Source organism: Microcoleus sp. (genome assembly GCF_049646505.1).
In the GTDB taxonomy this organism is placed as follows: domain Bacteria; phylum Cyanobacteriota; class Cyanobacteriia; order Cyanobacteriales; family Microcoleaceae; genus Microcoleus.
Window position 1 is genome coordinate 1 of record NZ_JBARVX010000532.1, and the last position, 10,902, is coordinate 10,902.

The following is a 10,902-nucleotide window of genomic DNA, read 5'->3' on the forward strand; positions in this document are numbered from 1 at the left end:
CGGTGAAGTCGTAGACGGTGCAACCGCAATGGCACAAATCCGCGCTAATTTGCGATCGCGCTACACTTCATCAGAAGCATGACTCCAAAATTTCGCCTCACTCAACCCGCAATTCAAGATATCGAGCAAATTGCAGACTACATCGCTAGTCAATCGGGACTCGATAAAGCCGATCGCTTTTTAAGCAAGCTTGACGAAAAATTTGCCAAAATTGCTCAGTTTCCCAAGCTTGGACGACAACGAGACGAGATTTTACCAGGCCTACGCAGTCTCCCGATGGATAACTATCTCATACTCTATATGCCAATCGGACAGGATGTAGAAATCTTTCGATTTGTCAGTGGTTATCGAGATTTGTCAGCCCTATTTATTGATGCTGATGATTGAAGTAAATCTATCTAAAAATAATAGATGATTTCGCAGTCGGAAGAATTAATGATTTTCATAATTTACATAACAAAACCTTACCCACAAACAAAAAAATCACACCTCAAAAATGCTGCGACTCTCCCAAACCCAACTCAAAATCCTCAAAGAATGCGCCCGCAAATTTCAATACAGCTACCTAGAACTCCTCGCCACTACCGCCTCTCCAGAACAAAAACAAAAACTCGCATGGGGCAGCCACTTTCACCTCTTGATGCAGCAGCGAGAACTCGGACTTCCCATTGAATCCATCATGCAACAAGATCCCGAACTCGGACGCTGCGTGGCAGCCTTTATCAACGCCGCCCCCGAACTTTTCGCGGATCGTGAAAATAGCGATCGCATTTTTCGCCAAGCCGAACATCCGCGCATCTTAATTTTTCAAGACTACCTATTCACAGTTATCTACGACTTATTAATCGCCGAACCCAACACAGCCCAAATCCTCGACTGGAAAACCTATCCCCGCCCTCAAAAATCTAAATGGATAGCAGAAAGTTGGCAAACTCGCCTATATTTATACGTCTTAGTTGAAACCAGCGACTATTCCCCCGAACAAGTTTCTATGACATACTGGTTCGTACAATTGCAAGGAGAAGAACCGCCCCAACAACTCACATTTTCCTACAACCAAACAGAACACGATCGCACAAAACAAGATTTAACCCAAATATTGGGCCAGCTAACCGAATGGCGACAGCGATATTCCGCAGGCGGCGAATTCTTCCCGCAAGTAGACATTAGTTCAAATCTTTGCGCTTCCTGTCAATTTGCCACTCGCTGCAACCGCACAGAAGACACCCAAGCTTTTTCACCAAATTTTCCTGCAGAAACTCCCGCAAATTGGCTGCCAAATGTTGCTATAATCGACGAAATATTTATTTAATATATAAACAAGCCCCCCAAATTTTACTCGTTACTAGGCTCTGCCTGGTAACGCCAATACGGAGGCTCTGCCTCCAATTTTCCCTATCGTAAGCGAGGCAGAGCCTCTGGAAATGGGTTCCCAGGCAGAGCCGGGGAACCAGTGACACACCAGTGACACTATTAGTCGCCCAGTGGGGGCGGGTTTATAGATATTGTGGATGTGAATGAAAGATGGTTGGTGAACCCGCCCCTACAGGAATTCATGAAATAACCAATGACAGAACTACTTCAAAATTTGCAAAATCAACCTTTATCCCAGCCTCCAGCTTGGCTGATCCAAGCTGTCAAAAAACACGCACCACAACTCCCCGGAAACTATGCCGCCGCACTTCTCTGGTATAGAGGAATTCAAAACCCCGAAGCAATACCGGGTTTTCTCAATCCCAAACTTTATCAACCAGCAAGTCCGTGGGAATTCGGGCAAGAAATGCACCGGGCTACAGACAGAATCCAGCAAGCACGAAACAATAACGAAAAAGTTGCTATTTGGGGAGATTTCGATGCCGATGGTATAACTTCAACCTCGGTTCTTTGGGACGGATTAGGAGAATTTTTTGCTCAAAACGACCAACTAATTTATTATATTCCCAACCGTTTAACTGAATCTCACGGACTCAATATTCCCGGCATCGACAACTTAGCAAAATCTGAAATTAGCTTAATTATTACCTGCGATACAGGCAGTACAAACATCGCCGAAATCGAATATGCCACAGGTTTAGGCATAGATACAATTATCACCGACCACCATACATTGCCGGACGATCGCCCGCCAGCGACAGCAATTATCAATCCCCGCTACTTTCCGGCTAACCACCAACTGTTTAACCTGTCCGGTGTTGCGGTAGCTTACAAATTAATCGAAGCATTATATCACGCATTGCCGGATATTCCGCAGCGCCCGCTCACAGATTTATTGGAGTTAGTGGCGATCGGCTTAATTGCCGATTTAGTCCAACTTACAGGAGACAGCCGCTACCTAGCACAAATCGGCATAGAACAACTGCAAAAACAAATCAACAATCCCACCCGTCCGGGAGTTGCAAAATTGCTCGATTTGTGCAAAAGATCGGGCGATCGCCCAACCGACATTTCCTTCGGCATCGGCCCCAGAATCAACGCCGTCAGCCGCATTCAAGGCGACGCCCGCTTCTGCGTAGAACTCCTCACCAGCCGCGACAAAAAACGCTGCGAAGAACTAGCAAATTTAACCGAAATTGCCAACACCAGACGCAAATCTTTACAAAAAGATGTTGCCAAAGATGCAGCCGAAAAACTAGCTAAACTCGACCTTTCAACGACTACCGTTATTGTCCTCAGCGACCCCCAATGGCCCGTAGGAGTATTAGGATTAGTAGCAGGACAAATCGCCCAAGAATACGGCCGCCCGGTAATTTTATTCTGCACCGAAGGCAGCGAAGAAATCAACCAAAGTCTTCGGGAAACGCAAGTTGTCGATTCTTTTAACCCCGAAGCCCAAACACTTTCCCCATCCCAAATCCCAAATCCCCAAGCTAAAATTGCCAGGGGTTCGGCGCGTTCCGCCAATCAAATAGACCTTTACAAATTAGTCAAAGCCCAAGCGCATTTATTGGACAGATTCGGCGGTCATCCCTTCGCCGCCGGATTGAGTCTTCCCGTTGAAAATATTCCCCTATTTACGGATGCTGTCAATCAACAACTCCGACTACAGTACAGCACAGATAGTTTAACAGCAGCCCCGGTTCAAGCCGACTTGAAAATTACTGTAGCCGAATTAGGGAAAGAGTTATTTCAAGAACTAAAATTGCTCGAACCCTGCGGCATGGGCAACCCGGTACCAAAAATGTTGATAGAAAACTGCTGGTTTAAGAATATTTGGAATAAAAATATTAAAGATTTAAAAGGAAAAGAAGTAAAGTATATCAAAACTTCTTTTGATATTTGGGATGAATCTAGCGATACAGGATTTGCCGGCATTTGGTGGGGACACTACCGAGACGAAATTCCCGAAGGGCGGTGCGATGCTACTGTCGAACTTGATTTCAATACTTACACGTCGGACTATGAAGTGCGGTTGATTTCTGTGCGGGAATGCGCGGATGACAAACAATTTAATGCCCTGACTAAAATAGATTGGATCGTAGACTGGCGCAAGATAAATCAGGATGAAGAGTTGTTAGCAGTTGGCGGAAACTTAGAATCTCAAATGCCGGCCCAAAATCTAGTTGACAGTTCAGAAATAGCCGATCGCGAAAACTGGATTATCCTCAAAGAATGCCCCGCAAGCTGGGACGAACTGCGGATCTGGTTTCGGAAAGCACAGCACACTCAGAAAAAACTCGCGATCGCCTACACTTTACCTCCGCCAGTACCCCCGCAGCAAATCTGCCAACAGCTAATCGGCATCGCCAAATACCTCAGCCGCACCAACAAACCTGTCACCAGACAACAACTAAGCCAAAAACTCAACATCGGCGACACATCTCTGCGGCGGGGATTCGCAACCCTAAAACATCTCGGTTTCCAAGTCAATTACCGCGATCGAGCTTTCCACATCACCAGACAACCAGAAACCAGAAAAATGGGAGAGAACACATCCAAACCCTTATTCTCTAGCCCCTCAACCCAATTCCCAGAACAAAATTCTCCGCCAGCAGTCGGTTTTGCAGCGCAATTCTTAGCAGCAGTCTCTGAAGAACAATTCCGGAGGAAGTATTTTTGTGAAGTACCCCTTTCCACCATTGTGTCGATCGCCCGAGAGACCGTTTTCCAAGAAGATTATACAGAAAATTCCTTGTGACTGATAAGCTGATGTCCATCTAAATTGCATTCGGAAGCGAGAAATGTTTTTGTGGAGATCGCTTGACAGAGATATTCCTGACGCCGGTGCAACATCTCAGTTCTAAGAAATATCTTAGTTATCAATCGATGCCGATAAAATAAGGCATAGCACAATGGAAGTTATCCGTTGCGAGTCACGCCCAAAACTCAAAAGCGATAGCTCACAGACTAAAACCCAAAACTCGCCCACCGCTTTGTGCCGATCGCATATCTCCAATTTAAAACCCCTATGATCCTCTGTCCCCGCTGCCAATTTGAAAATCCCAATCTAAACAAGTTTTGTCAACAATGCGGAAATTCCTTAATTCACAAACCTTGCCACCAATGCGGCGCCCAAGTCGCAGTTAGCGCCGCAGTCTGTCAAAATTGCGGAGCCGCAACAGGTCAAGTGTGGCGGGCGATTATCTGCGGTCGATCGAATTTTCCAGCAGTCGAGCTAGACGAGTCAACCGTACCCCCAGCCGAACTTGCCCAAAAAACCGACAACCTTCCAGAAATCGCATCAGCCCAAAACTCTCCCGAACCGATCGCCAACCCCATTAAAACAGAAATTACCGCCGGCTCCGCAATAACAGCCACCGCACCAACTTCTCCGCAGCCCGATGCTGCCGAATTCAACAGCCCAGAAAATATTGACCCAGAAAACATCGTGGAGGCGATCGTCCCAGCATCCTTGCAAACAGACCAAAAAAGCTCTACAGCAGCACCAGAGAGCGAAATAACCCCATCTGAAAACAATTTCACCGCCGCACCGCAGCCCGACCCAACCCAACAAACAACAGAGAAGCCAGAGGTCGCATCTGACCGATCCCCAGAAATCCCCGTCCCCAATGAAGCCGAATATTTAATTTCTTCTCAACCCGCAGGAGATTATCTAGACAGCCAGCAGCGCTACCAACTCCTAGAAACCCTGCCGGCGAGAAAACCCTCAGACACAGTAGCAGTAAAAGTATTAGACACTCAGCCGCTGCAAATGTCACCGCTCAAAGCAATGCTAGCAGCCAACTCTGCCAGCGTCGCCAAACGAACTTCTCCCTACAAAGCAATCAAAGACGGAGAAAATTCGACCAACGGAGCCTTAGCAGAGCTTTGCCAAGGCATAGCCGAACCTTATCTGGCACTCCGGTGGCAATTCTCTCACAACCTGCCAGTCATTCACGATAGCTGGTCGGACAACAAACAGGCAGTGCTGCTGCTAGAAAACTGCTCGCAATGGCCGCTGCTGGTAGAACGGTGGAGTCAGCCGGAAACTTCCACCCAGCAAATTGTGTACTGGCTGCACGAAATGACAGAACTGTGGGCAGCCCTCGAACCCTGGCGCTGCCGCCAAAGCTTGCTGGAACTAACAAATTTGCGAATCAACCCCGACTCTTCCTTTTCCTTTGCCTCTTTGCGGCTGCAATACCTCTATCCCGAACCCGCCGGCTCAAACCTGCAACTAATAGACTTGGGGCAACTGTGGCAGACGATATTTAACCAGTCCGGTCGCACTCAGTTTGGCGCATTGCTCGAACTGCTGCAAGAAATGTACAAAGGCGATATTAACACCATCGAAGAATTGCGATCGCGCCTAGAAACCGTTCCCCTCGAACTCCAAGCCGCACTTCCAGCAACCCTAACCCCCACCCGTTTCCAAAACAGCATCCCCGACAGCTCGCCCCCCGACGCTGGCGAAGTCTTAACCCAGCCCATGCCGCTCCTGATGTACAGCTTGGAAGACGCAGGCCTCACCGATGTCGGCCGCACCCGCGACCACAACGAAGACTTCTTCAGCATCTGGACTCAGATAGACAAACTCGAAAGCTGCTTCGGTCGGATCTTTAAAACCAAAGGGCTTTACATTCTCTGCGACGGCATGGGCGGACACGACAGCGGAGAAGTAGCCAGTCAACTGGCCGCTGAAACCCTCAGAGAATTCTTTCAAACCCGCTGGGACAATCAACTGCCCCAAGCCGACACCATCCGCGAAGGAGTGCTGCTAGCCAACAAAGCCATCTTTGAAATCAATCAAAAGGACGGACGCTCCGGCAGCGCCCGCATGGGTACAACCTTGGTCGCAGTCTTACTTCAAGACACCAAATTCGCCGTGGCCCACGTCGGCGACAGCCGCCTCTACCGGCTCAGAAAGGGCCAGCCCCTAGAAAAAATCACCTCCGACCACGAAGTAGGCCAGCGCGAAATTAAGCGCGGGGTTGACCCGGAAACTGCTTATTCCCGTCCCGATGCCTATCAACTAACTCAAGCCCTCGGCCCGCGAGACGGTAATTTTCTCAAGCCTGACGTCCAGTTTTTCGACTTGTGCGAAGATACTTTATTGATTTTGGCCTCCGACGGTCTGACAGATAATGATTTGTTGGAAACTCATTGGTCTAGCGTTCTCGAACCCCTGTTCGATCCCCAAGCCGATCTCGATCGGGCAGTTGCCGAGTTGATTGAACTGGGCAACAAACGCAACGGTCACGACAATATCACGGCAATTATCATTCGGGCGCAGGTAGGCGCATTTCGATTTTAAAATTTGGATGCTGTGAATTTTTCAAAGGCAGCGCCCTGGGCCGGCTAGGGTTAAACTGTAATTGTTGGGCGATCGCCAACAGCAACAGTTTTTTCCGGGCAAGGCGAGACTTTTTGTCCTCTTACCTGAAGTGCGATTTAATTAAGTAAGTGGTTAATTTCTATCATCAAAAACTTGTGGCGCTTCGGGTCACAAGCAACTAATGCCGCTAAAAAAACGAGTTTTTGATTGTGAGTCTTACAATCTGTTGCTCGATCGGCAAAACGCAGCGATTATTCGATCTCTCAATCCCATTATCGGTTATTAAGGATACGCCTTTCTCAATTCGTGCCTGTAGACTGGAAGCAACCGACTCCCGAAAAAGAAGCAGGAAATAAAATAAGTTTCAACTGTGTCCTTGATGTCAGTCTTGTCCACCTTGTATAAATCTTATGTGGCAGATTAATCTTATGAGTCGAAAATGCTGCTGACTCTTTTAGATCCAGAAAAACAGACCCCCCTGCAACAGTGGAGTTTCGAGAGCGAGTCCATTGTGCGGGTCGGCCGCTCTCCTGACAATCACGTTGTGATCCCCAATGCTCTAGTGTCGCGGGAGCACCTGGAATTGCAAAGAGTTAAAAGCGAGAGCGACCGTCAGTGGTACTTAGTCAATTCCGGGACAAATGGCACTTTTGTTAACGGTATTCTCGTGCCTCAAGGTTGGATACCCGACGGTGCCCTGATCCAGTTGGCGCGGGGCGGCCCAACTCTGCATTTCCAAGCTGTCACTATTGAACTCGGCGGTAAAATTGAGGCGATCCCTACCGTCAATTCGACCGCGCCGAGGTGCACCCACGCGGGAAACCCGCCGGGGAATTTATTCTGCATCCACTGCGGCGAACCGATTAAAGTCGATCGCACAATCCGTCACTACCAAGTGCTGCGAACTTTGGGCCAAGGCGGTATGGGGACAACGACTTTAGCTTGGGATCGAGCAAAAGCCAAAGCTCAAAAACCCGGAAGTTCTCCGGCCGCTTCTCTGGTAGTCCTCAAGGAAATGAATGCTGACATGGCTCAAATAGGCAAAGCTCAAGAACTGTTTGAACGTGAAGCTAAAACTCTCAAGGCCCTCCACCATCCGGGAATCCCTCAGTTTTTTGACTTTTTTGTAGAAGGGGGGAAAAAATACTTGGTGATGGAAATGCTACACGGCGAGGATTTAGAAAAACGCATCTACAACCGCGGGCCTGTTGCTCCCCAACAGGCGATCGAGTGGATGATCCAAACCTGCGAAATTTTGGACTACATTCACTCTCAAAAACCCCCGATCGTCCACCGGGATATTAAACCTGCTAATTTGCTGGTGCGGCACCGGGACAATTGCATTACTGTGCTGGATTTTGGCGCTGTTAAAGAAATCGGCACTCCTCCGGGCACTCGCATCGGCGTTGAAGGCTACACCGCACCAGAACAAGACCGGGGACAACCTCTGCCTCAGTCGGATTTATATGCTGTTGGGCCTACTTTGATTTTTTTGCTGACGGCCGAAAGCCCTCAAAAGTTTTATGGGAAAATAGCTCGAGGTTACGGGTTTAAGCTGGAAAATATTCCGACGATCGCCCCGAAGTTGCGGGAGACCATTGTCCGAACCACAGCAGCTAAGCCTGGCGATCGCTTTCAAACCGCTCAACAACTAGCTCGAGCTTTAGCAGCTTGTCTTTAAGGGAAGTCTGTTGACTGTTGACTGTTGACTGTTGACTGTTGACTGTTGACTGTTGACTGTTTATTACCCATAACCTTTCAGCCTCTGCCTCCTATGCCCGGTTTGGCCTGTGCCGAGGAGCAAAACTGAAAACTATTCCCCTATTCCTCGTCCCAAGCTTCTACAGCTATCAACTCGCTCACAGGGTCTTGCATAGAAAAATCAAACTCTAGGAGTTGCTGCTTCCAGTAAGGCCATTCGTCCCCATAAAGCAGAGCTATTTTCCAAATGCTGTCTGTCGGCTTGATAATGTCAGACGTGACGAGAGAATGCACCTGACGCTGGAACTTAACCATCGGCTGAATCACCTTCTGGCTCATAATACCTCTTGAATTGTTTAAATCTTGTGTAATTACCACTTCCCAGCGCACACTCTTTATCGCAGTTTCGCCAAGAACAGTCTAGCCAAGATACGTGTAGATTTTAGTCGGGAAGCTACATATTCAACTTGTATCTTAACACTGTTCGTTTTGACAAGGCCCTATAAGCAAGACTGAATAGTCAAGACCGACTTCAAAGAATTAATCATCAGTGAAATGTCGCACTGTATGCTGTCGATCGGCAGTGGGAAGTTTGCCGCCTCGATCGTTTCCACATATCATAGCAGATGCCAAGGCCGAGGAAGGTCGCTGGTTGACAAGGCCCGGGAAAACGAGAAACTGCAATTACTCTTTCGCTGCTACAGACTAATTTCCGCTTTCGGGCGATTCAAGCACCTGTTTCAGCTTCGACGCTGGTGAAAGCTTTGAGAGTGGGGTCTGAGCGGCATAAACTAATTATAGCTCTACTGACGGCAAAGGTGTTGAAACTCACCGTCCTTTGATCCGCGATAATACTTGGCGAAGCAGGGATGCCGAATGTACTTGCTTGCCAAGCATACACCGGCTGTCCAACGGCTTTTGCAGCGAGATTTATCGAGTTTTCAATTTCGGATTTTCTATATTAATACAAGATTGAGGATTTTTGCTACCAGGGTTCCGGATCGGATCTGTCGGCTAGACTTACTTCACTTTTTCAGCGCGCATTACGGCTGATGTCTCTATTACATAACAAAGCCATCCTCAAAAATTGTTGGATACGAGCCCAGTTTTTTGGTCAAAAATTGTTGGATACTGTTAATCGGAATCCGCGCGAGTGTCGATCGAACATTCCAGACCCTCCGGCGCTGGCGTGCAAGCAAGTTGCCAACCCATCGCCCGTCCTGATTCAGTAAATTTAAAATCTCAAATCTCAAATCTCAAATCTCAAATCTCAAATTGCATGACTTGGACAAGGCGACACATTCTTACTCTGGCTGATTTTACCTCCGACGAATACGACACGGTGCTGCAAACTGCGGCCAGTTTTCAGGAAGTGCTCGGCCGCCGCACCAAGAAAGTGCCGGCCCTGCAGGGTCAAGTGGTCGCGAATTTGTTTTTTGAACCCTCTACCCGGACTCGCAACAGTTTTGAATTGGCGGCGAAGCGGCTGTCGGCGGATACGCTGAATTTTACCCCCGGCAGTTCTTCTCTGACCAAGGGAGAGACTATTCTGGATACGGCTAAGACTTATCTGGCGATGGGAACGGATTTGATGGTCATCCGCCACGAACAAGCTGGAGTCCCCAGTACCATTGCTTCGGAAATGGATCGTTTGGGTTCGAGAGTCAGCGTTCTGAATGCTGGAGACGGCCAGCACGAACACCCGTCCCAAGGTTTGCTAGATTTATTTACTATCTGTTCTCTGTTAGATACCGAACGTCCGCGGCTGAAACTTTTAGCGGGCAAAAAAATTGCTGTGGTGGGGGATATCTTGCATTCGCGGGTGGCGAGGTCGAATATTTGGAGTCTCACGGCTTCTGGGGCAGAGGTTCATTTGGCCGGGCCGCCTACTTTGTTGCCGCTGTTGTTTGCTGAGTGCGGCGATGGTAGGGAAGGCAAGTTATTTTTGCACTGGCAGCTTGAACCTGCTTTGGCCGATGCTGATTTTGTGATGACTTTGCGGCTGCAAAAGGAACGGATGAGCCAGCATTTGCTGCCTAGTTTACGAGAGTATCATTCTTTGTATGGAGTTACGCGCGATCGGCTAAAACTCTGCAAGCCGGATGTGAAGGTGTTGCACCCTGGCCCGGTTAACCGCGGCGTGGAAATTAGTTCGGATTTGATGGACGATCCCCAGTTTAGCCTGATTTCTCAGCAAGTTACCAGCGGCGTAGCGGTGCGGATGGCTTTACTGTATCTGATCGGCGGCGGTAAAGTTTAGTTTCAGATATTCGATTATTCTATTCAGGCTCGATCGCCTCTTTAATATATAATCGTTACCCGGTCGGAGCGGGTAACGATTAAAACTCTTTCTAGAAATGTAAAGCGATCTAGTTAAGAATTAGTTGATCCAGGCAGTAGAAACCCAGCCACCACCTTTGAGTTGGGCCCAGCCGTTTCTGTAACGACCGGTCAATTTTACGTGGTCTCCACGATATAACTTGCCGATG

7 protein-coding genes are annotated in these 10,902 nt (G+C 48.3%); 6 read left to right on the forward strand and 1 reads right to left on the reverse strand.

The window, feature by feature from the left end; all coding sequences use genetic code 11:
- Nucleotides 1–78: 78 nt before the first annotated feature.
- The 5 genes from WBA89_RS25150 to WBA89_RS25170 all read left to right on the forward strand — a co-directional run bounded on the left by WBA89_RS25150 (nucleotide 79) and on the right by WBA89_RS25170 (nucleotide 8,393).
- On the forward strand, nucleotides 79–387 hold the full coding sequence (locus tag WBA89_RS25150) for a type II toxin-antitoxin system RelE/ParE family toxin (RefSeq protein ID WP_293210866.1): 309 nt from the start codon (nucleotides 79–81) through the stop codon (nucleotides 385–387).
- 109 nt (nucleotides 388–496) lie between these two features.
- Nucleotides 497–1,312 carry a PD-(D/E)XK nuclease family protein gene (locus tag WBA89_RS25155; RefSeq protein ID WP_424410259.1) on the forward strand — a complete coding sequence of 272 codons (816 nt, stop codon included), beginning with the start codon at nucleotides 497–499 and terminating at the stop codon, nucleotides 1,310–1,312.
- Nucleotides 1,313–1,567: 255 nt separating this feature from the next.
- The gene (locus tag WBA89_RS25160) at nucleotides 1,568–4,135 is read left to right on the forward strand and encodes a single-stranded-DNA-specific exonuclease RecJ (RefSeq protein ID WP_424410260.1); all 2,568 of its coding nucleotides are present in this window, start codon (nucleotides 1,568–1,570) and stop codon (nucleotides 4,133–4,135) included.
- 270 nt (nucleotides 4,136–4,405) lie between these two features.
- Nucleotides 4,406–6,691 (forward strand): serine/threonine phosphatase, encoded by a 2,286-nt coding sequence (locus WBA89_RS25165; protein ID WP_424410262.1) that lies wholly within the window; start codon nucleotides 4,406–4,408, stop codon nucleotides 6,689–6,691.
- A gap of 460 nt (nucleotides 6,692–7,151) precedes the next feature.
- Nucleotides 7,152–8,393, forward strand: a complete 1,242-nt coding sequence (locus WBA89_RS25170) for a protein kinase domain-containing protein (protein ID WP_424410264.1) — start codon at nucleotides 7,152–7,154, stop codon at nucleotides 8,391–8,393.
- A 140-nt stretch (nucleotides 8,394–8,533) separates the two neighbouring features.
- Here the strand turns inward: WBA89_RS25170 and WBA89_RS25175 are convergent, their stop codons facing one another.
- Nucleotides 8,534–8,752 carry a DUF4327 family protein gene (locus tag WBA89_RS25175; protein ID WP_193973492.1) on the reverse strand — a complete coding sequence of 73 codons (219 nt, stop codon included), beginning with the start codon at nucleotides 8,750–8,752 and terminating at the stop codon, nucleotides 8,534–8,536.
- 940 nt (nucleotides 8,753–9,692) lie between these two features.
- Between WBA89_RS25175 and WBA89_RS25180 the strand changes: the two genes are divergently transcribed.
- Complete coding sequence (locus WBA89_RS25180; protein ID WP_424410266.1) at nucleotides 9,693–10,673, forward strand: aspartate carbamoyltransferase catalytic subunit; 981 nt, start codon at nucleotides 9,693–9,695, stop codon at nucleotides 10,671–10,673.
- The last annotated feature ends 229 nt before the right edge of the window (nucleotides 10,674–10,902 follow it).

What these genes read in the sequence shown, in the direction of transcription:
- WBA89_RS25150 (WP_293210866.1), top strand. Translation starts at nt 79, where the DNA reads ATGACTCCAAAATTTCGCCTCACTCAACCCGCAATTCAAGATATCGAG.
- WBA89_RS25155 (WP_424410259.1), top strand. Translation starts at nt 497, where the DNA reads ATGCTGCGACTCTCCCAAACCCAACTCAAAATCCTCAAAGAATGCGCC.
- WBA89_RS25160 (WP_424410260.1), top strand. Translation starts at nt 1,568, where the DNA reads ATGACAGAACTACTTCAAAATTTGCAAAATCAACCTTTATCCCAGCCT.
- WBA89_RS25165 (WP_424410262.1), top strand. Translation starts at nt 4,406, where the DNA reads ATGATCCTCTGTCCCCGCTGCCAATTTGAAAATCCCAATCTAAACAAG.
- WBA89_RS25170 (WP_424410264.1), top strand. Translation starts at nt 7,152, where the DNA reads ATGCTGCTGACTCTTTTAGATCCAGAAAAACAGACCCCCCTGCAACAG.
- WBA89_RS25175 (WP_193973492.1), bottom strand. Translation starts at nt 8,752, where the DNA reads ATGAGCCAGAAGGTGATTCAGCCGATGGTTAAGTTCCAGCGTCAGGTG.
- WBA89_RS25180 (WP_424410266.1), top strand. Translation starts at nt 9,693, where the DNA reads ATGACTTGGACAAGGCGACACATTCTTACTCTGGCTGATTTTACCTCC.